Genomic DNA, 20419 nt, shown 5'->3' on the forward strand with positions numbered 1-20419 from the left:
ATGCAGCTGTCTTGATACTAACTACTTGATACTAACTAACTCCTTATCAATCTTCTTGTTCCATTGTTCCTGTGCATCATGGTCAATCCCGTGGCTGGTTTCGTCATCATAGCGCTTTTCCATATCGTTCATTTCACGAAACGAATCCAGGAACTGCACATTAATTGGTCCATCATAATTTTCAATGGTCAGCTTTTCTTTTAGCAATAGTTGCTTAAAATGCATGGCCACTATTTTTACTATATCAAAATGCCTTTGCTCGTGATTAAGGTTATAGGCGGTTTGTGCCCCCTCCTTTACCCAGCAAGCACTTTTAGGAAGATAACTTTTTAAACTCAAATGGATATTAATTATTCCTTTTACCATCTTCACTTCCTCGTCATAACCAAAGCTGGGGAAAACCTGGGCCTCATACTTACTTGTGGGCGGCTTTTGCTGAAAATCGGTCCATTTTATTGGCCGGTTGGCCGCATAATAAATGGTATCACCTTCGGGTTGTTCTGTGTATTCAGTAAAAACAAGTTTTACCCCTTTAGCCAATTTGATGTTGGTATCAGCCTGCTTGTTTATCCAGGTATTAAAATAAACCATTCCACCTTGAATTACATTACCTAACAACCCGGCTACATCCATTTGCTGTCCCCAGGTGCGTACATAGTTTGATCCTCCTTTGTAATCAATCAGTTGCACATCATTCCCGTTCCTCCGTAACACAAAAGAAAATACCACGCCCAGTTTTCCATCAATTCGCCCCCCTGCCTGCAGCGTTTCATCCAATCGCAGCTTCTTAATGTGGATAGTGATTGGGCGTAAGGCCTTGTTAACAGCAAGTCCCTTGCTGATGAATTGTTTAATTGCTGAGGAGGCACCATCTTTCAGGTCGAGGGTGTATTTTGACGCGGGCCCGTTTACCTGCGCGGCGGGGAGTAACCAGGCTACAGCACTGCGGTCATCACGGTCATCAACCACATCGGCTATATAAAACCCCGTTGCCGAAAACAAAAATTGCTGATCATTTAAAACAATCGGGCCGTTTGTTTTTTGTGCTTTACAAAACATAGCGTGAACCAAAATAATCATCAACATGACCATGCTGTACATTAAGCGTTTTTTACAATTGTTTATCAGGATCATAGCAAAAATTAAACAAACACCCAGCAAAATATATCATTCCTCACGTCCAATATTCAAAAAAATTGCAGCAAATTATGGTAATTAGTTACTTTTGGCCCAAACGCCAAACGGCTGTGGAATGTGCTTCAATTTTAAAGTTTTCCACACACATATCATGTTTAGTATTACCTTCGTTAATAAAAGTGTTTTCCACATTTGTTAACTACTTATGTGAATTACCCTTTTTCGTTTCGCTATTTTAGCACCATCGTTAGTATGCGCTTTATGATCAAAAAAAGATACATCCCCCTGCTAATCCCGGTATTTATTGCTTCAAACGCCCTTGCCCAGCAAAACCCATCTGCCAAAGTTTACCGCACTTATCACTCAGCTATCGATCTGATGGATAAAGGTAAATACGTGTCTGCTGCCGAGCAATTCCGCCTTGTTGAAGCATCCCGGCTTAAAACAACAACCCAACCGCAGTTTGAATCAGACCTATCGCTGGTTAAAGAAAACAGCCAGTATTATGAGGCTTTTTGCGCGCTAAATTTAAATAATGACGATGCTGAAAGCATGTTTTTGCGCTTCATTAAAGAACATCCCGAAAACCCGCTTACCCGGCAAGCTTACTTTCAGATTGGTAAATCGTACTTTAAACAGGGCAATTATGAAAAATCCTTGGAATGGTTTGATAAAGTACAGGCAGTTGAACTTAACGGGCACGATAATACCGAATACAAGTTTAGAAAAGGCTATGCCTATTTTTCTATAGGTAACTTTAAGGATGCCCAACTGCTTTTTGCAGAGGTAAAAGCCAAAAAGACTGAATTTACCGAGGATGCCACCTATTACTTTGCTTACATAGCTTACCTTAATAAAGATTATCACCTGGCATTGGTAAATTTTGAAAGACTAAAAAATTCAAAAAAATACCAAAACAGCTACCCTTACTACATATCTGCCGTTTACTTTTTAGATAAACGTTATGATGATGTGATCCATTACGCTGTACCTATTGTTAACAGCACACATCAGCAAAACGAAACCGAGATGCTGCGCATTATAGCGGCATCATATTTTGCCAAAACCGATTATGATAATGCGGTTAAATATTATGGCCGTTTCCAGGACCGCGACCAGGGCCGTACCCAAAATACGCAGGATAGCTACCAAATAGGCTATACCTTTTATAAAGTTGGTAATTATGCACAGGCATCTACCGAACTGGAAAAACTGGTGGAACAAAAGGACATATATAGCCAAAGTGGTAATTACACCCTTGGTGATGTTTTCCTGAAGATGAATAATAAGCAAAGCGCCCGCAACGCTTTCCTTAATGCATCAAGGCTTACTTATGATAAGCAACTACAGGAAGATGCTTTATACGAGTACGCCAAACTATCATACGAGCTTGATTTTAATACTGATGCACTTGCGGCTACAAGGTTATACCTTAAAAATTATCCGCGCTCGCGCCGTAACGATGAAATGAAGGTATTACTGGGCGAGGAACTTTTAAACTCCCGCAATTACAAGGAAGCGGTTGATATACTGGAACCCATCCCCAATAAATCGCAAAGCGCGCAGATAGCCTACCAAAAAGTTACCTATTACCGCGGATTGGAGTTTTATAATGAACGCGCGTTCGAAAACGCTATCGGCATTTTCCTGCGCTCGTTAAAAAACCCTGTTGATAGTAAAACCGAGGCACTTACCACCTATTGGATGGCCGAGTCCATGTATGAGGTACGTAAATACTCAGAATCGGTTGAAACGTTTGAGCAGTTTTTGGCCATGCCCGAGGCTAAGGAAACAGATGTGGCCAACTACGCCAACTATGCTTTAGCTTACGCCGCGTTTTATGGCGAACAATATAAAAAAGCCGCTAACTACTTTGAGAAGTTTTTAGCCGGCGATGTAAAAGATGCAAGCACACAAAATGATGCTATAACCCGTATTGGCGATAGCTACTTTGTGTTAAAAAGCTACGGCAAGGCTTTGGAATATTACAACCGCATTATCGCTATGCACAACCAGGGCGAGGATTACGCTTTATTTCAGCGTGGTATGATTCAGGGTTTACAGGGATCACTTGATACCAAGATAAGTACACTGAATGATGTGCTGAACAAGTTCCCTAATTCTGACTACGCCGATGATGCATCGTTCGAGATTGCTTACACCTATTTCCTGAAAACTGACGGTGAAAAGGCCAAAACAGACCTGCAGGCTATGATCCAGAAATATCCGCGCAGCAGCTACGTGCCACGTGCGTTGGTTACCATTGGCTTAATTGACTACAATGCCGGCAGTGATGACCTTGCTGTAGAATCATTTAAAAAAGTGATACAGGACTATTCATCAACCGATGAAGCCAAGCAAGCTCTTAAACAGATAGAAAAAATATACACCGATAAGGGCGACGCGCAAACATTTATCAATTACGCTACTACTACGCCAATTGGTAACTATACCACTGCCGACCAGGAGAGCATCATGATCACCGCGGCCAATAACCTTTATTTAAAAGGCGACTGGCAAGGTACCTTAGGCGCTGTAAATGCCTATTTTGATAAGTTTCCGGCAAAACAGATCTATGAAAAACAAGCAAGGTTTATAAGGGCGCAAAGCTTAACCAACCTGAACAGGACCCAGGAAGCTGTTGCCGATTACAATTTGATACTAAACGACTGGACAAGTGCGTACAGTGAAAAATCACTGATCGCGATGGCCAAGCTTTACATACAACAGAAAAAATATAATGAAGCCATAGTGTTCCTGAAAAGGTTAGAAACAAACGCCGAATACAAGGCCGATTATACTTTTGCCGTTAATAACCTGATGCTTTGCTACGCTGAAATGCAAATGCCGGATGATGTGCTTAACTACGTAAAACTGGTTAGGGAAAATGAAAAATCGGCACAGGAAGATAAGTTCCGCACCGGTTTATATGCTGGCAAGGCTTACCTGCAACGTGGCGATACCACAACCGCTGTTAAGGAACTTAATTACACCATTACCAACACCAAAACAGTAGCCGCTGCCGAAGCGAAATACAATGTGGCCCTTGTGGAGTATTTAAAAGGCCGTTACAAAACATCGCAAAAAATGTGTTTTGACCTGGCTAAAGAAATGCCAAACTATGATTACTGGATAGCTAAAACCTATATTTTGTTGGCTGATAATTATAAGGCTTTAAAAGATAATTTCCAGGCTAAGGCAACGCTGCAAAGCATTATTGATAACTATAAGGCCGATGATGAGATACTATCAACAGCCAAACAAAAACTGGATGTATTAAATGGAGGCAAAGCAAGCAAGACCGCTGCACCTGCCGTTCCTGCTACTGACGATAGTAATAAATCGGCACCGGCAGATACCACTAAAACTCCATCTCAAAACTAACAGGATCCCAAAGAATAATAAAAAAGAAGACAAGCAATGAACTCAAGATACACCTACACGCTGCTTACCTTAATAATAGCATTATACTTTGTTCCTGCACAAGCGCAAACAAAGAAACCCGCGAAAAAGGCAATAGTAAAAACAGCAGCTAAAGCAAAAACTCCGGCTAAAGCAACCGCCAAACCCGTAAAAAAAACAACTGCAAAACCGGGCACAAAAAAAGCTGATGCAGGCGCCTCAAAAAGCCTGGGCGATGCAGCAGCAAAAGCAAGCCAGGATACTACTAAAAAAGGTGGCAATGGCACAAACCCGTCAAATGGCAGCAGTGTTTCCGAAGAAATAGTGATAACCACAGCATACAAACCGGTATTAGCCGATGCTGTTAAAATTCGCCGTAACCCCGATTTGGAGGATAAAGCGCCGTTTAAAGCACCGCTTACCTATACTACTTTAGATAAAAAACTTGACCAGGACTCGGAAATAAAACACCTCGACCCACAAAAAAGACCGGCCGAGCAGGATTCTGTACTACTTAACAATTATGTTAAAGCTGGTGTTGGTAGTTTAAAAACCCTACTTGGCGAAGCCTATTTTGGCAACGGCCGCGACCAGGCTTTGCAGGTTGGTGGTTTCCTGAAACATTTTTCGCAAGCCGGATCATGGGAAAAACAAAACGAAAGCAAGGATGAGGTTGGTGTATTCATTAAAAGCATCAATTCAGAAAACAACATCAGTGGCCGTATCAACTACAAACGCCAGGGCGTTTATTTTTATGGTCACCCTGATTCCATCCCGTTAACATTCGCTCCTCAAAAACAACACTTTAGCGAAATAAGCGGTGAAGTTGAGCTGGCCAAAAACTTTAAAGATGTTGAAAACGATTTTACATACGCTGTAAAATTAAAAGGTTATTCGTTTAGCAATGCTTACCAGGCAAAGGAAAGTAACATTGTATTATCCGGATTTTTAAACCAAACCATTAAGCAATTTTATACTGGCTTAAGCGCATCTATTGATTTAAGCAATCCAAAGGACAGCCTTTACAATTTAAACAACAGCATCCTGAGGTTAAACCCCTATATTAAATTCCAGGGCACCAATTATAAAATTGATGCGGGTGTAAACATTGAAAAGGAGTTTGGTGATTTTAACCGCTTCTTCATATTCCCGGCAGCTAAACTGGAGTACCAGGTGATCCCTAAATATGTGCGCCTGTTTGTAGAAGCCAAGGGCGATATCAACCGCGCATCCATCCGTGATTTTGCCGCCATCAATCCTTATATCGATAAAAACATCCAGCTTAAAAACTCAGTTGATCAGTTGGATATCAGCGCCGGTTTAAAAGGCACGTTGGCTCCCGGGCTTAGTTTCAAGGCATCGGTATTTCGCAATAGTGTGAAAGATATGCCGCTATTGGTAAGCAACCAAACTAACGAGGGCTATAAATTTATTGTGATATACGATAATGGCCGCTCGCGCGTAACTGGTTTTAATGGCGAGCTGGACTTTAAAGCAACCGATGATGTAAATATTTTTGGTCGCGTTGAGTTTAAGGACTATAAAATGAACACCGAAAAAGAGGCATGGAACCTGCCTAAGTTTTTATTAACAGCTGGTACCGCCATACATATCAATAACAAAGTGAGCATAACAGGCTCGTTACTGATCCGTGGAGACGCTTATGACAGGCCTTTCGGAATTGTGCCCGGACCATTGGGTACACTTACCCCAAACACCAATTTGTTAACACAAAACCGTTCTATCAGCTCATTTGCCGATCTGAATGGAGGTGTTGAGTACCGCGTAACACCGGTAATTACCGTGTTTGCACAGGCAAATAACATTTTAAACTCAGGATATCAAACCTGGATATACTATCCTAACTACGGATTTAATATCTTTGGCGGCGTCGGTTTCTCGTTTTAAGAATTTGATATTTACAATAAACCGTACTTTTAGCAAATGGATATAGCCAACTATTTAAGTGAACTGTTGGGCCAGCACGGCGAAATAAGCGTGCCAGGCCTGGGCTATTTTGTGCACGTACGTGTAAGTGCCACCTATAATGAGGCCGAGCGTAAATTTTATCCGCCCGGTTATAAAATACAATTTGATCCGCAAACACTTGAGGGCGACGATACCTTAACCCAGTACATTGCCGAAAAGAAAAAGATTTCGTTGGCTTCATCAAAGTACTTTACTGATAAATATATAACCGCTTTAAAACAAGAAGTTTCACTGCAGGAAATACCATTTGCCGACCTGGGCTGGTTTTATATGGATAAGGGCAAAATCGCCTTTAAATCGCAGTTAACCAATACCGATAATGCGCTTTTTTATGGTTACGAAGCCGTTAGCATAAAAAAATTAAACCAGGTTGCGGAACCCGAAGTACAAGCATCTGCACCGGTACCGCCACCAATACAGGAAGCTGCCGCTGCAGTTACTGCAACAGAGCCTTTGCCGCTTCCACCACCAATAAGGGAGCTTCAAGTGCCTGTAGAGCCAGTTGATTTGCCAGAAGAATTTACTGAAGAAGAATCTGAGCCAAAACGCGGTATAAGCATCTGGATCATTATTTCAATTATAGTAGTGGTTTTGGCGGCCGCATTATTCGGGGTTTACAGGTACAAACCCAGCCTGCTAAACTTTTCTAAAGGCGAAGAAATTCAACTACCTACTGTGCCAAAGGCAACGCCGGTAGTTAAACGCGATACTGATACAGTAAAAAAAGCCAATACACCGATAGATAGCACAAAAGCAATTTCCAAACCCGATTCGGCGTTAAATAAGCCTGTGGCAAATACAGACACTGTTGCTAAACCTGTTTTCGTAATTTATGCGGGCTCATTTAAAACAGCAGCAAAAAGCGAGCTTTTTATAAAGGACCTGAAAGCAAGGGGAGTGGACGCAAGAATATTAACAGGACCGGGAACAGGCCAGCGGATTAAAGTTATTATTGGCAGTTTTGCCTCCTCTGCTGAAGCCGAAGCAGCAAGACAAAAATTAATTGATTCAAAAAAAATATACAAAGATTCATATTCTCAACAACTCACTAACACTCAGAAATGACTTTATTATTCATACAGCAAGTAACAGATACAGCAAAACATTTAGTAGATACCGCTAATCATACAGCCACACAGTTGGCTCAACCCCCAGAGGAATTACGTTTTGGCGATCTGTTGATAAAGGGTGGTTGGGTAATGGTGCCTATCGGTATACTGGCCGTACTGGGCCTGGTTATATTTTTCGAGCGTTTTTTTACCATCCGCAAAGCTTCACGAGACGAATCGAACCTGATGGTCCAGGTACGTTCAAGTATACACACTGGTAATTTAGAATCGGCCATTGCTATTTGCCGTAACAGCAATTCGCCTTTGGGCCGCATGCTGCAAAAAGGTTTGTTACGTATCGGTCGCCCTATAAAAGATATTGAAGGCGCTATTGAAAACGTTGGCAAGCTGGAAGTATCCAAGCTGGAAAAAAACATAGGGATATTGGGTATTGTAGCTGGTATTGCACCCATGTTTGGTTTCCTGGGTACCATTGCCGGGGTAATTAAAATATTTTATGATATTTCAAAAACAGATAACATCAGTATGGGCGTTATATCTGGAGGGTTATATGTAAAAATGGTAACGTCGGCCGCTGGTTTAATGGTGGGTATTGTGGCCTATGTTTGCTACCATATTTTAAATATGATGGTTGATAAGGTGATCCTGAAACTGGAAACCGATGCTATTGAATTTATTGACCTGTTAGAGGAGCCGAGCAAATGAATTTAAGAAAAAGACATAGAGGTGCATCGGCAGAGGTTCACACCTCGGCCATGAACGATATCATGTTCTTCCTGCTTTTGTTTTTCCTCATCGCGTCAACAGTTACAAACCCTAACGTTATAAAACTGGTATTGCCCAAATCATCAAGCGGGCAATCAGTATCAAAAAAAACAATAACAGTTTCGGTAACCAAGGATCTGAAATATTACGTTGATAAAAAAGAAGTACCGGTAGATGCCCTGCAAACTACCCTATCGGGTTATAAAACACTGGCAACAGAACTTACCATTGTTTTATATGTTGATAAAACAGTAGCCATACAGGATGTGGTACAGGTAATGGATATAGCACAAAAATTAAACATCAAACTGGTTCTGGCAACAGAACCGAAGGGATAGTTTGCAGTGGGCAGTTTGCAGTTAGCAGCCTTTTTGGCTGATATGCTGGATATTGATTTTAACCCACTAATAAAACTCATATAACTTACTAAACAGCTGCAAACTGGCAAATGCAAACTGTAAACTGATAACTGCCAACTGAACAAATGGAATACAGGGAAGAAAATAACTATCCGAAAGCGTTTTTAGCAACAGGCATAATCATGACTGTGTTGATAGCCGCGTGTTATTTTATCGTGTTTCAAAACCCACCCAAAACCGAGGATGGTACCGGTGGCATATTGGTAAATTACGGCACGGTTGATGAAGGTATGGGTAGCGACTATATGAGCACCGAAGAGCCTTCTGTAGCCGAAAAAGCAAACCATACCAAACCGGATAAGGTTACCCCCGAAAAACCAACGGAAGAAAAACCGCAGCCAGAAAGCAGCGACAAAGCTGTTGTAACTCAAAATAACGAAGATGCCCCTGAAGTGGCGACTCCGACCAAAAAGCCTACCAATACGGTAACCGCGGCCCAGCCTACAAAAACTGTAACTAAACCTGTAGTAAACCAAAACGCGCTATATAAAGGCAAAGCAACCACAGGTACCGGTGAAGGCGACGGAACAGGCGCCAAACCCGGCAACCAGGGCAAGCCAACCGGGACAACCTTAACCAATAACTATAACGGAACAGGATCTGGCAACGGTGGTAACCTCAATATGTCACAACGTAGCTTTGTAAGCCGTCCTGCTGTGAGTGATGATAACCGCCAAAGCGGCAAGATTATGGTTGATATCAGGGTTGATAAAGATGGCAACGTGGTTTATGCACGTGCCGGCGCGCGCGGTACAACCATTTCTGATGCAGCGCTGCTCCAGAAATGCGAAGATGCCGTTAAAAATTCCAAGCTTAATCCGCTCGACTCCGCACCAGAAACACAGGTAGGTACTGTTGTATTTGTATTTAAGGTGAATTAATAGTCATCCGTTTGCAGTAGGTAGTTTGCAGTTTGCACAGTCAATTAATAGCTTTGCATTTTTAATTAACAATAGTTGCCGCTGAACTCACTAACATCAACTGCCAACTGAAAACTGCCAACCTCCCAAATGGACTATAACGATACCATCCAATACCTTTACACCCAACTCCCCATGTTTACCCGGGACGGGGCTTCGGCATTTAAAGCTGATTTACATAATACCATTGAGCTTTGTAAACGTTTGGGCAATCCGCAGCATCGGTTTAAAAGTGTACATGTTGGCGGCACCAATGGTAAAGGTTCCACATCGCACATGCTGGCGGCTATTTTACAAACCGCGGGCTATAAAACGGGTTTATATACATCGCCACATTTAAAAGATTTCAGAGAACGGATCCGCATAAACGGGCAGATGATCAGCGAGCAAACGGTGATTGATTTTGTTGCCGCCCACAAAAATGATTTTGATGAAATAGCGCCCTCCTTTTTTGAAATGACCGTGGGCCTGGCTTTTGAAATCTTCGCTAATGAAAAAGTAGACCTTGCCGTTATTGAAGTCGGTCTTGGCGGCAGGTTGGATTCCACCAATATCATCACTCCCCTGTTATCAGTAATTACCAATATCGGCTGGGACCACATGAACCTTTTGGGCGATACGCTACAACTCATCGCATCAGAAAAAGCCGGCATCATAAAGCCGGGTATCCCAGTAGTTATTGGCGAAAATCAGCTCGAAACAGCTCAGGTATTTATTGATAAAGCGGCAAAGGAAGTGACTGATATTTTGTTTGCATCTGATGTTTGGGAGGTTGAAAAATCAAACACCAAAAGTCAAGATTCAAAAAGCGACTTGCTTGAGTTAAATGTTATAAAAAACTCACCACTCACCACTCACCATTCACCACTCACCATTCATCTTGACCTTACCGGCTCTTATCAGCTTAAAAACGTAAAAACGGTTTTATCTGCTGTTGAAGAATTACGCTCGCAGGGATTCAATATCAGTGATGACCATATCCGTACAGCGCTATCCCAGGTAAAAACCTTAACCGGCTTGCACGGTCGTTGGGAAACATTGAGCCAAAACCCACTTACCATTTGCGATACAGGGCATAACCCCGATGGCATTGAGGAAGTAATGAAAAACATTACTGCTGTTGACTACCAGCACCTCCATTTTGTAATTGGTATGGTGAATGATAAGGATATTACCAAAGTATTAGCCATGTTGCCCAAAGATGCTACCTACTATTTCTGCAAACCAGATATCCCACGGGGATTGGAAGCCGAAAGCTTAAAGCTTAAAGCCGAAAGCTTTAATTTGCGCGGTGAGGCTTACCCTTCGGTAAAGCAGGCATTGCAATCAGCGCAACACAATGCAGGTAAAAATGACCTGGTTTTTGTGGGGGGAAGTACTTTTGTGGTGGCAGAGGTTGTGTGAATCAGGCTATCTGAACCGGACCGCTAAATAGATCGTCATTGCTGTGTACGAAGCAATCTCTAAGCTCTACAGAGGGGGCTATGCAACCCTTTTTGTCATCCTGAACGCAGTGAAGGATCTATTCTCCACCATGCTTCTTCGCCCTGTAAAGTCTGGGAATAGATCCTTCGTTCCTCAGGATGACAAATCTTTTTTAACGTCATTTCCCCTTCAGAGTCTCGAATTTTAAACCTCAGCAATGACGCCTGGGAAACATTTCTTAAAAATTTCTCAAATCCTGTAAATTCTGATTCAGACTACTCCACCTTCCTCCACACCACCTCCCCCGTTACAGCACCTCCTGTAGTTGGCGCAGGCACAGTATACTTAAAAATATTACCAATAATGGTGAACGGTCGCTTTTGTTGTGTCCCTTCCCAGTTAGGGAATGAAGCATCTTGAATATTAAAGGTGATAGTTCCATTAGCTTCATCAATGGCATAAGTGCCAAAATGGGCATTACTGCCTTTTACTGCAACACGGTTCTCCTCATCGGTGCCTTTACTTTTATCGTTGGCAGCAAACTTTTGTCGCCCCCGGCTAAAGATCTGTAATGCATAATGACCTTGCCCATCAAATATCAATAAGCCTTGCGGGGCCTCTCCATATAAATGCACCCGGCCGCCATCGGCAAGAATATTATCTACAGCAACCAATGCATAAGTCCCGGTTAATTTGGTTTCCTTTTTTTGAGCCGATACCAGCAGGCTGCTCATTACACAAAATATGATTATTAGGTTGGTTTTCATGTATCAAAGTTATATTTGTGCTGTACCTTTATCAAGTAGGCACAAAAAAGTAACCCGGTCACTTAAAAGTTACCAACCTGTAAATCAGCTATATTATTTTTGACTAACAGATAAAAAAATGAAAAGACAGCTGCCCAAATGTGGAATAGACTACGCCTTTCAACGTATAGGCGGTAAATATAAAGGTCGCATTTTATGGCGATTACGCACCGGCATCCTGCGGTATGGCGAATTGCGTAAAACCGTTACCGGCGTTACCCCAAAAATGCTTACCCAGGCATTAAGAGAACTGGAAGACGATGGCTTGCTCACCCGCAAAGTTTACGTAGAAGTGCCACCCAAAGTTGAATATGAGCTCACCGAAACCGGCAGAGAATTATTGCCCTTTTTATCCTTATTAAGAGATTGGGCCAAACAGCAAATGCTGGTTAATAATGTGGAAGCTATGCCATAAAACCAGCAATCATCACAAAATATTTACTTCGGTTATCTATATAAAATTCTATTTTTACGAACATTAAAAACCAAACTATTCTTACCTTTTATATATGACATACGTTCCATCTGCAGATAGGTATCAAAAAATGCAATATCGCCGTTGTGGTAACAGCGGCATCAAATTACCGGCCATTTCGCTGGGTTTATGGCACAATTTCGGGCATGTTGATGTTACCGAAAATTACCGTAAAATTTTGCACCTCGCTTTTGATAGCGGCATTACCCATTTCGATCTGGCAAACAATTACGGTCCGCCTCCGGGCTCAGCCGAAGAAAATTTTGGTCGTATTTTAAAAGAAGATTTCCGCGGTTACCGTGATGAAATGATCATCAGCAGTAAAGCCGGCTACACCATGTGGGATGGCCCTTACGGCGATTGGGGTTCAAAAAAATACCTTGTTGCCAGTTTAGATCAAAGCTTAAAGCGTATGGAGCTGGATTATGTGGATATTTTTTATCACCACCGCCCGGATCCGGAAACACCGCTTGAAGAAACCATGGCAGCACTTGACCTCATCGTTCGCCAGGGAAAAGCCTTGTACGCTGGTATCTCCAACTACCCAGCCGAAACAGCTGCAAAAGCTATCAAAATATTAAAAGACTTAGGTACGCCATGCCTTATCCATCAGCCCAAATACTCTATGTTTGAGCGTTGGGTTGAAGGTGGTTTAATGGATGTATTGGGTAACGAAGGTGTTGGCTGTATCCCATTCTCGCCATTGGCACAGGGATTACTAACCAACAAATACCTGCATGGTATCCCTGAAGATTCCAGAGCGGCAAAGGCAACCGGATTTTTACAGGTAAATCAAATAACCGAAGAAAGACTAAGCCAAATAAAACGCCTTAACGACCTTGCACTGCAACGCGGCCAAACACTTGCCCAAATGGCATTAGCCTGGTTGTTAAAAGATAACAGGGTTACATCGGTACTGATTGGTGCAAGCCGCGCCGAGCAACTGGCCGATTCATTAAAGGCTTTGGACAACATTGTTTTTTCTGCTGATGAACTGGCGCAGATAGAGGCGATATTGGTTTAGGCCCCCCGGCCTCCTAAAGGGGAGCAGAAATGCAGTTGCGATACGATATTGAATTTATTAAATTTTAATTTTAAAAGTCTCCCCCTTTAGGGGGAGACTTAGAGGGGGCTTCTATATATGGCTACTATCAATTGGGGCATCATTGGCTGCGGCGATGTAACCGAAAAAAAAAGCGGACCGGCATTTAAAAAAATTGCGGATAGCGACCTTATCGCTGTGATGCGCCGTGATGCCGCCAAAGCGGCCGACTACGCCAGCAGGCACGGGGTGAGCAAATGGTATAATGACGCGGATACAATGATGAGCGATGCGGATATAAATGCCATTTACATTGCCACTCCCCCATCATCGCACTTGGATTATGCTTTAAATGCTTTGCAAAAAGGCTTTAATGTATATGTAGAAAAACCGGTTACCCGTAATGCCGCCGAGGCGCGTGCCATGGCGGAGGCAGTGAGGCAGGGCAACTCAAAACTAACGGTGGCTCATTACCGCCGGGCAGTACCCATGTTTTTGGCTGTAAAGAAGCTGTTGGATGAGCAAAAAATTGGCGATGTGCGTACCGTACAGATCAGGATGTGGCAAAGCCGCAAGCCTAAACTCATTGCCGATGTTGAAACCAACTGGCGGGTGCTTCCGGAGTTTTCTGGTGGTGGGTATTTTCATGACCTTGCCCCTCATCAGCTCGATTTGATGTTGTTTTATTTTGGCGAGCCGGAGAAATATCATGGCTTCTCGCTCAATCAATCAGCCTCCACTCCGGCCGATGACCATGTTTGCGGAGAAATTTTATTTAAAAACAAAGTAGTGGTCAACGGCTCCTGGTGTTTTAACGTTGCCGAAAATGTGGCCACCGATACCTGCGAAATCATCGGCACAAAAGGGAAGATCACTTTCCCATTCTTTGGCAATTATATAAACTGGAAAACCGACACAGAGGATGAGACTATAACGTTTCAGCATCCGCAGCATATACAGCAGCCGATGATAGAAAAGATTGTGGCTTACTTTAAAAATGAAGGCCCCAACCCCTGCTCTATTGACGAGGCCGTTGTATTAATGGATATTTTGGATGCCTTTACAAAAACTAATTGAACGGTTTTTCCTTATTAGTAAACATCCATGAAATTCTGCGTTTGGAATTTCATTGGTTTAATTAATCCCGTAAAAACAAAAATGAAGACGACTTTAATACTTTTAGTAGCACTAACTGCTTTTAGCTTAACTACAAGGGCACAAAAATTTGATGTGCCCATGAACTATGTTCTACAAACCGATGCCGACTTTGCCATGTACGAACCACAGGTAATAACCACGGCCGATTGGCTGCAACAAACCGGCTGGAAAGACAAAAGAGATAAAAGACGGGTAGCCCGCTTGTTTATACTGGCCTGGGTGCAGGGAGCTCATAACGTTTCCATAACCATCAACAAAGCAGTTAATGATCTGTCAGATCAAAACCCCGAGCTGTTATTTACATACACCTCGCAATATGCCAAATTTGCCATACAGCATAAAACCGACTTTGACAAAAACACAGCCAACCTGGTAGCATTAAGAGCCATGATAGCCAAATACAACATCGAAGAATCGCACAAAAAAGATGATGACGTAGAGAAGCTGATTGAAATTAATAAAGAAGGTAATTTAGCCAGCTGGATAACTACTGATTTTAAATAGATATTTTAAACAAAGCCATTGTATAGATGCAGGGAAATCGCGTCTATACAATGGTTTTTCCCTTTTCCATAGCCAGAGAGTTCGAAATTCAAAAACGAACGTCGTGCCGTCCGTCGGCTGACGGATCGGCATCCCACAGGACATTCTCGCTTGCAATGTCTCAGCCTTGCCTGTTGCAGAATTATCCCGTATTACCCTTCCCGGGTTTGTGCAGATTTACAAAGCTCACTACAAAATAAAAGGATAAATTTTGTTGATCAATATTTTTGTATCTTCAAACATCTGATATGAATATTCGTTACCCATATCAAAAAACAGAATATAACCTCTACCATATGCCGGCAAAGAAACTTATAGCCCCTTTTTACGAACGTCTTGCACTTACTTTAATTGGTTTTTTAGCCCTCGGATACCTCATCATTGTAGGTAAAGATATTCTTGATCCGCTCATCTTTGGGTTCATATTTGCTATTTTACTGTTGCCGGTTTCTAATTTTTTAGAGAAAAAACTACGCTTGCCACGCAGTATGTCGTCCCTGGTATCCATACTTTTAATGGTAGCTTTGGTAGGTTCCATATTGTACCTCGTAGGCTCGCAGATCTCCAACTTAGCCAACGACTGGCCAATGCTTAAAAACCAGGTTATCCAATCGCTGCATGATCTGCAGGAGTGGATACAATCAGCTATCCACATAAATGCCAGCAGTCAACTAAAGTATGTTAACGATGCATCTAAAAAAATCATGGCATCGGGCACCGATGTGGTGGGTACAACCTTCGGGGCCATATCATCACTCATGATATTTTATGTATTTATCCTCATATTTACCTTTTTCATATTGCTTTACAGACGCTTGCTGCTCCGTTTTATCATCTGGGTTTTCAGAGACGAAAACTCGCACGTGGTGATGGATATTGTAGAGAACATTCAAAGCATCTTAAGGCAATACATACTGGGCTTACTGCTTGAAATGGCAATTGTGGCCAGCGTAGCTATTACCATTTTTTGGTGGATAGGTATAAAATATGCCGTATTACTTGGCATTATTGTAGGTTTATTTAACATTATACCTTACATAGGTATTTTTACAGCCTTATTGCTTAGCGCTATTATCACCTTTGCTACCGGTAATATTGGCAAAACCATTACGGTTATAGTGAGTGTAATATCTATCCATGCTGTTGATGCTAACTTTTTACTGCCAACAATTGTAGGTTCAAAAGTACGGCTTAACGCGCTCATCTCATTCATTGGCATTATAGTAGGCGAAATGGTCTGGGGACTTTCGGGCATGTTTCTTTCCATTCCGGTGATCGCTATTTTTAAAATTATTTTTGACAGGATAGAAAGTCTTAAGCCATGGGGTTACCTGTTGGGCGGTGATAATGAGGACAACAAAGTGGCAGTCCCCAAAATCGAAGTCGAGTAAATTACTTTTTTTTAAAAATTGAGGTGCTCATTTTAACTGTTTGCAATTTATTTTAAATTTGTATCATAAAGATACCCCTTTAAAATAATGCAAATTGTTAGTAATAACCTGCGCCCGGTTTACAGGTGCAAAAAGTGTAAGCAAGCCCTTACTACCAGGCGTAAGCGTGGGCCCGTTTTTAAAATTTTTCTGTTTTGGCTCCCTATAAAAAAATTCTTTTGCGAGCGATGCCTGGCCACCAGGTATCATTTTTGAAACACTTATTTTATTTTGCTTAATTGATGGGTATATCATTAATTTAGTGCTTTACCAATTGTTTTATAATGGCAATTGAAAAACTACCGTTAATGAACCGTAAGCATACCTCACTAATTATTGCCATATTTCTTTTACTGCCTTTTTTCACAATGGCGCAGGTCAAAAGTACTGCTGCCTTTAGGCTGGTGCCCCTGGGCGTTTGGGGTGGTATTGACGAAAGCAACCTATCGGCCTACATGCTGGCAGCCAATGGAACCAATAATTACATCTGTTTAGATGCCGGCACCCTGCACTACGGCATTAAAAAAGCCATTGAAAACAAGGCTTTCACCGCGCCGTCAGAAACCGTATTGAGGCAATACATCAAAGGATATTTTATATCGCACGCCCATCTCGATCACCTCGCCGGATTGATCATTAATTCGCCAGATGATAGCACCAAAAATATCTACGGCTTACAAAGCACGCTCGAAACCCTAAAAACGCATTATTTTACCTGGGCAAGCTGGGCCAACTTCGCCGATCAGGGCGAAACCCCGGCGTTAAAAAAATTCCATTACCACGTGCTTAACCCCGGTAACGAAACCACCATAGAGTATACTGATATGAAGGTGCAGGCATTCCCGCTTAGCCACTCAAACCTTACCAGCACCGCCTTTTTGGTACACACTAACAATGCCTATGTTTTATATCTGGGCGATACCGGTCCCGACGAAATAGAAAAAAGCCAAAACCTGCAAAACCTTTGGCAGGCCATTACTCCCCTTATTAAAAACAAACAGTTAAAAGCTATTTTAATAGAAGTATCTTTCCCTAATGAGCAGCCCGATAAAACACTGTTTGGTCACCTTACACCCAACTGGCTCATGGTGGAAATGAATAAGCTGGCCGCCTTAACCGGTAAAGAGGAATTAAAGGGATTAAACATAGTTGTTACCCACCTAAAACCACCGGTTAAAAACATGACTAAAATAAAAGCACAGCTCAGGGTACAAAATAAATTGCAATTAAACCTAATTTATCCCGAACAAGGCAAACCTTTAACTTTTTAACCATCAGCCAAAAACCAAACCAAATACATGAAAAACATCTTAAAAAATTGCTTGCTCTTTTGCTTCCTTTTAAGCTCAGGCAGCGCTTTTGCACAACAAGGCAAGGTAATTGAAGAACAAACGGTTAAAAGTAAAATTCTGAAACGTAATGTAAAGTTCACCATTTACTTACCTGCCGATTATGAAACCGCTAACCGTACTTACCCGGTTGTATATCTTTTACATGGCTATACTGACGATAATACCGGCTGGCTGCAGTTTGGAGAGATAAACCGTTATGCCGATAAAGCCATTGCCGATGGTACCATCCCCCCGATGATCATTGTGATGCCTAATGCCGATTCTAGCTGGTACATTAACTCTTATGATGGCAAGGAAAAATACGAGGACTTTTTTATTAAAGAGTTTATGCCACATATTGAACAAGCCTATCGCATAAAAACCGAAAAGCAGTACCGTGGTGTTGCAGGCCTTTCAATGGGTGGTTATGGCACCCTTATATATGCTATTAAATACCCTCAGTTGTTTTCGGCTGCGGCTGCTTTAAGCGCGGCTGTATTACCTGGTGATCAGATGATAGGCCAGGCTGATGAGAATTATGAAAAAGTTTTTGGTCAATTGTACGGTCGCGGATTAAAAGGAAAAGACCGGATAAACAAGGCATGGGAAGCTAATTCAGTTTTAGACCTGGTGCAAAACAAAACAGCAGATGAACTAAGCAAAGTACGTTACTGGATAGATTGCGGCGACGATGATTTTTTAACCAAAGGAAACTGTCTGCTACATATCGCCCTTATCGAAAAGAAAGTCCCGCACGAATTTCGTATCCGCGACGGTGCCCATAACTGGACCTATTGGCGCACCGGCATCACCAACGCGCTTATTTTTATGGGTGATAGCTTTAGGCAGAAGTAAGCTGCGGATGTGCAGATATGCAGATTATAGATGTACGGATTATTACAATTTTGATCTTATTTACTTGATACCTGGATATGGCACAAGATTTTGAATTATCGTTTTCTGCGGATATTCTCGGGAAGTTATCGGGTGGTGAAATTTCCGTTGAACAGTTTTTGAATCAGGTGTTTGAGGACAAACAAAATCATACTAACCTATGCCGGAGCCTTGCAGCCTACTTTTATGACGAGGGTGGATCGCCGGAGGTGCGGGAGTTTGATATAGTTCAGGCAAGCTTTAATGCTGATAATTTAAACGGGGCATTTAAATGCGAGTTTAAGGTTTATTACTTTTTTACCTGCAGCGATATCAAAAACGACAAACACGAAAACATCACCTGGAAATTTAAAATTGATGCTACTCTTTTAAACATAGCTTTTGTTGGCGAAGAACCCTGGGTAAGGGATGCTGACTGAGTTTAGATGTACAGATTTGCAAATTTTAAATATGCAGTTGATAACTACTAATGCAATAAATACGGCTCCTAACTAAAATATTTACAAATGAAAAAACTTATCTTAATCTGCCTTTTTCTATCCGCGTCAACCGCGTTTGCACAGCATATTCCGGTTGGTAAAGTGATTGAAGAACAAAACGTTAAAAGCGATATTTTAGGGCATAATGTAAAATATGCCATTTACCTGCCTGCTGATTACGAATCATCAAACCGTAACTACCCCGTAGTTTACCTCCTGCACGGCTATGGTGACGACCAAACCGGCTGGTTACAGTTTGGCGAGGTTAACCGCTATGCTGATAAAGCCATCGCCGAAGGTAAAATACCACCGATGATTATTGTGATGCCGGATGCAAAGGCTACATTTTATATCAACTCCTACGATGGCAAACAAAACTATGAGGATTTCTTTTTCAAAGAGTTTATCCCAACTGTTGAAAAGGAGTACCGCATTAAAACAAGCAAAAAATACCGTGCCGTTGCAGGGCTATCCATGGGTGGCTACGGTACACTTATTTACAGCATAAAACACCCGGATATGTTCTCGGCCGCGGCAGCCTTTAGCGCCGCAGTACGCAGCGATGAGGATTTTGCTGCCATACCCGATGCCCGCTGGACAGAAGTATACAGCAAAATATTCGGTTCGAACCTTAAAGGTACCGAACGGTTGAATGATACCTGGAAAGCAAATTCCATATTGGGCTTGGTACAAAGCAAAACTACCGATGATTTGAAAGATGTTCGTTACTGGATAGATTGCGGTGATGACGACGCTTTAAGCAAAGGAAATTCACTGCTGCACATTGCTTTGATGGAAAAGAAGGTGCCTCATGAGTTCCGCATCCGCGATGGCGCCCACACCTGGACCTACTGGCGAACCGGCATCACCGACGCCCTGGAGTTTATAGGCGATAGCTTCAGGCAAAAATAAGCTGCGGATGTACAGATTTCAAATGTGCAGATTTCAGATGATGATTTTTATGCATCAAATTCAGTCCCCTCAAGGTCTCTCCAATGCTATTAAGTTAATGAGTTTCTCCCCCAGCGGGGGAATAGCTTTGTAGCAAAAAAGCAAAAATGAAGCTCCGTGCCAGAGGTACGGAACCTTAGGTAGCGTACCTCTGGCACGCAAAAGACAATTTATTTATGTTTT

General features: G+C 42.1%; 19 protein-coding genes. 16 read left to right on the forward strand and 3 right to left on the reverse strand.

What is annotated here, in order from left to right; all coding sequences use genetic code 11:
- Nucleotides 1-21 precede the first annotated feature (21 nt).
- Complete coding sequence (locus tag Q0R88_RS14690) at nucleotides 22-1134, reverse strand: hypothetical protein (protein ID WP_295717307.1); 1113 nt, start codon at nucleotides 1132-1134, stop codon at nucleotides 22-24.
- A 264-nt stretch (nucleotides 1135-1398) separates the two neighbouring features.
- On the opposite strand from Q0R88_RS14690, the gene Q0R88_RS14695 reads away from it, so the two are divergent.
- The 7 genes from Q0R88_RS14695 to Q0R88_RS14725 all read left to right on the forward strand — a co-directional run bounded on the left by Q0R88_RS14695 (nucleotide 1399) and on the right by Q0R88_RS14725 (nucleotide 11106).
- Complete coding sequence (locus Q0R88_RS14695) at nucleotides 1399-4521, forward strand: tetratricopeptide repeat protein (RefSeq protein WP_295717309.1); 3123 nt, start codon at nucleotides 1399-1401, stop codon at nucleotides 4519-4521.
- A 36-nt stretch (nucleotides 4522-4557) separates the two neighbouring features.
- On the forward strand, nucleotides 4558-6447 hold the full coding sequence (locus Q0R88_RS14700) for a TonB-dependent receptor (RefSeq protein WP_295717311.1): 1890 nt from the start codon (nucleotides 4558-4560) through the stop codon (nucleotides 6445-6447).
- A gap of 36 nt (nucleotides 6448-6483) precedes the next feature.
- Complete coding sequence (locus Q0R88_RS14705; protein ID WP_295717312.1) at nucleotides 6484-7593, forward strand: SPOR domain-containing protein; 1110 nt, start codon at nucleotides 6484-6486, stop codon at nucleotides 7591-7593.
- Nucleotides 7590-8303, forward strand: coding sequence for a MotA/TolQ/ExbB proton channel family protein (locus tag Q0R88_RS14710; protein ID WP_295717314.1), 714 nt, complete (start codon nucleotides 7590-7592; stop codon nucleotides 8301-8303). The genes Q0R88_RS14705 and Q0R88_RS14710 overlap by 4 nt, the downstream gene beginning before the upstream one ends.
- Nucleotides 8300-8701 carry a biopolymer transporter ExbD gene (locus Q0R88_RS14715; protein ID WP_295717316.1) on the forward strand — a complete coding sequence of 134 codons (402 nt, stop codon included), beginning with the start codon at nucleotides 8300-8302 and terminating at the stop codon, nucleotides 8699-8701. The genes Q0R88_RS14710 and Q0R88_RS14715 overlap by 4 nt, the downstream gene beginning before the upstream one ends.
- Nucleotides 8702-8847: 146 nt before the next feature.
- Nucleotides 8848-9663 (forward strand): energy transducer TonB, encoded by an 816-nt coding sequence (locus tag Q0R88_RS14720; RefSeq protein WP_295717318.1) that lies wholly within the window; start codon nucleotides 8848-8850, stop codon nucleotides 9661-9663.
- A gap of 129 nt (nucleotides 9664-9792) precedes the next feature.
- Complete coding sequence (locus tag Q0R88_RS14725) at nucleotides 9793-11106, forward strand: folylpolyglutamate synthase/dihydrofolate synthase family protein (RefSeq protein WP_295717321.1); 1314 nt, start codon at nucleotides 9793-9795, stop codon at nucleotides 11104-11106.
- Nucleotides 11107-11402: 296 nt separating this feature from the next.
- On the opposite strand, the gene Q0R88_RS14730 is transcribed toward Q0R88_RS14725, so the two are convergent.
- Nucleotides 11403-11894 (reverse strand): lipocalin-like domain-containing protein, encoded by a 492-nt coding sequence (locus Q0R88_RS14730; protein WP_295717324.1) that lies wholly within the window; start codon nucleotides 11892-11894, stop codon nucleotides 11403-11405.
- Between the two features lie 118 nt (nucleotides 11895-12012).
- On the opposite strand from Q0R88_RS14730, the gene Q0R88_RS14735 reads away from it, so the two are divergent.
- From Q0R88_RS14735 to Q0R88_RS14755, 5 genes are all read left to right on the forward strand, one after another.
- Nucleotides 12013-12348 (forward strand): helix-turn-helix domain-containing protein, encoded by a 336-nt coding sequence (locus Q0R88_RS14735; RefSeq protein WP_295717326.1) that lies wholly within the window; start codon nucleotides 12013-12015, stop codon nucleotides 12346-12348.
- A 94-nt stretch (nucleotides 12349-12442) separates the two neighbouring features.
- Nucleotides 12443-13432: an L-glyceraldehyde 3-phosphate reductase gene (mgrA, locus tag Q0R88_RS14740; RefSeq protein ID WP_295717328.1), complete on the forward strand. Its 990-nt coding sequence runs from the start codon at nucleotides 12443-12445 to the stop codon at nucleotides 13430-13432.
- 117 nt (nucleotides 13433-13549) lie between these two features.
- Nucleotides 13550-14527, forward strand: a complete 978-nt coding sequence (locus Q0R88_RS14745) for a Gfo/Idh/MocA family oxidoreductase (protein WP_295717330.1) — start codon at nucleotides 13550-13552, stop codon at nucleotides 14525-14527.
- Nucleotides 14528-14608: 81 nt separating this feature from the next.
- Nucleotides 14609-15112, forward strand: a complete 504-nt coding sequence (locus Q0R88_RS14750; RefSeq protein WP_295717332.1) for a hypothetical protein — start codon at nucleotides 14609-14611, stop codon at nucleotides 15110-15112.
- Nucleotides 15113-15399: 287 nt separating this feature from the next.
- Nucleotides 15400-16542: an AI-2E family transporter gene (locus tag Q0R88_RS14755; RefSeq protein ID WP_295717334.1), complete on the forward strand. Its 1143-nt coding sequence runs from the start codon at nucleotides 15400-15402 to the stop codon at nucleotides 16540-16542.
- A gap of 63 nt (nucleotides 16543-16605) precedes the next feature.
- Here Q0R88_RS14755 and Q0R88_RS14760 read toward each other — a convergent pair whose 3' ends face one another.
- Nucleotides 16606-16836, reverse strand: a complete 231-nt coding sequence (locus Q0R88_RS14760) for a hypothetical protein (protein WP_295717336.1) — start codon at nucleotides 16834-16836, stop codon at nucleotides 16606-16608.
- Between the two features lie 29 nt (nucleotides 16837-16865).
- Between Q0R88_RS14760 and Q0R88_RS14765 the strand changes: the two genes are divergently transcribed.
- The 4 genes from Q0R88_RS14765 to Q0R88_RS14780 all read left to right on the forward strand — a co-directional run bounded on the left by Q0R88_RS14765 (nucleotide 16866) and on the right by Q0R88_RS14780 (nucleotide 20197).
- Nucleotides 16866-17852 (forward strand): 3',5'-cyclic-nucleotide phosphodiesterase, encoded by a 987-nt coding sequence (locus Q0R88_RS14765; RefSeq protein WP_295717339.1) that lies wholly within the window; start codon nucleotides 16866-16868, stop codon nucleotides 17850-17852.
- Between the two features lie 27 nt (nucleotides 17853-17879).
- Entirely contained in the window at nucleotides 17880-18767 is an 888-nt protein-coding gene (locus tag Q0R88_RS14770; protein ID WP_295717340.1) for an alpha/beta hydrolase-fold protein, read from the forward strand.
- 77 nt (nucleotides 18768-18844) lie between these two features.
- Entirely contained in the window at nucleotides 18845-19225 is a 381-nt protein-coding gene (locus Q0R88_RS14775) for a hypothetical protein (RefSeq protein WP_295717343.1), read from the forward strand.
- An 87-nt stretch (nucleotides 19226-19312) separates the two neighbouring features.
- Entirely contained in the window at nucleotides 19313-20197 is an 885-nt protein-coding gene (locus Q0R88_RS14780) for an alpha/beta hydrolase-fold protein (protein ID WP_295717346.1), read from the forward strand.
- The last annotated feature ends 222 nt before the right edge of the window (nucleotides 20198-20419 follow it).

Origin of the sequence: Mucilaginibacter sp. (assembly GCF_025362475.1) — a bacterium.
Classification (GTDB): domain Bacteria; phylum Bacteroidota; class Bacteroidia; order Sphingobacteriales; family Sphingobacteriaceae; genus Mucilaginibacter.

What these genes read in the sequence shown, in the direction of transcription:
- Q0R88_RS14690 (WP_295717307.1), bottom strand. Translation starts at nt 1,134, where the DNA reads ATGATCCTGATAAACAATTGTAAAAAACGCTTAATGTACAGCATGGTC.
- Q0R88_RS14695 (WP_295717309.1), top strand. Translation starts at nt 1,399, where the DNA reads ATGATCAAAAAAAGATACATCCCCCTGCTAATCCCGGTATTTATTGCT.
- Q0R88_RS14700 (WP_295717311.1), top strand. Translation starts at nt 4,558, where the DNA reads ATGAACTCAAGATACACCTACACGCTGCTTACCTTAATAATAGCATTA.
- Q0R88_RS14705 (WP_295717312.1), top strand. Translation starts at nt 6,484, where the DNA reads ATGGATATAGCCAACTATTTAAGTGAACTGTTGGGCCAGCACGGCGAA.
- Q0R88_RS14710 (WP_295717314.1), top strand. Translation starts at nt 7,590, where the DNA reads ATGACTTTATTATTCATACAGCAAGTAACAGATACAGCAAAACATTTA.
- Q0R88_RS14715 (WP_295717316.1), top strand. Translation starts at nt 8,300, where the DNA reads ATGAATTTAAGAAAAAGACATAGAGGTGCATCGGCAGAGGTTCACACC.
- Q0R88_RS14720 (WP_295717318.1), top strand. Translation starts at nt 8,848, where the DNA reads ATGGAATACAGGGAAGAAAATAACTATCCGAAAGCGTTTTTAGCAACA.
- Q0R88_RS14725 (WP_295717321.1), top strand. Translation starts at nt 9,793, where the DNA reads ATGGACTATAACGATACCATCCAATACCTTTACACCCAACTCCCCATG.
- Q0R88_RS14730 (WP_295717324.1), bottom strand. Translation starts at nt 11,894, where the DNA reads ATGAAAACCAACCTAATAATCATATTTTGTGTAATGAGCAGCCTGCTG.
- Q0R88_RS14735 (WP_295717326.1), top strand. Translation starts at nt 12,013, where the DNA reads ATGAAAAGACAGCTGCCCAAATGTGGAATAGACTACGCCTTTCAACGT.
- mgrA (WP_295717328.1), top strand. Translation starts at nt 12,443, where the DNA reads ATGACATACGTTCCATCTGCAGATAGGTATCAAAAAATGCAATATCGC.
- Q0R88_RS14745 (WP_295717330.1), top strand. Translation starts at nt 13,550, where the DNA reads ATGGCTACTATCAATTGGGGCATCATTGGCTGCGGCGATGTAACCGAA.
- Q0R88_RS14750 (WP_295717332.1), top strand. Translation starts at nt 14,609, where the DNA reads ATGAAGACGACTTTAATACTTTTAGTAGCACTAACTGCTTTTAGCTTA.
- Q0R88_RS14755 (WP_295717334.1), top strand. Translation starts at nt 15,400, where the DNA reads ATGAATATTCGTTACCCATATCAAAAAACAGAATATAACCTCTACCAT.
- Q0R88_RS14760 (WP_295717336.1), bottom strand. Translation starts at nt 16,836, where the DNA reads ATGATATACCCATCAATTAAGCAAAATAAAATAAGTGTTTCAAAAATG.
- Q0R88_RS14765 (WP_295717339.1), top strand. Translation starts at nt 16,866, where the DNA reads ATGGCAATTGAAAAACTACCGTTAATGAACCGTAAGCATACCTCACTA.
- Q0R88_RS14770 (WP_295717340.1), top strand. Translation starts at nt 17,880, where the DNA reads ATGAAAAACATCTTAAAAAATTGCTTGCTCTTTTGCTTCCTTTTAAGC.
- Q0R88_RS14775 (WP_295717343.1), top strand. Translation starts at nt 18,845, where the DNA reads ATGGCACAAGATTTTGAATTATCGTTTTCTGCGGATATTCTCGGGAAG.
- Q0R88_RS14780 (WP_295717346.1), top strand. Translation starts at nt 19,313, where the DNA reads ATGAAAAAACTTATCTTAATCTGCCTTTTTCTATCCGCGTCAACCGCG.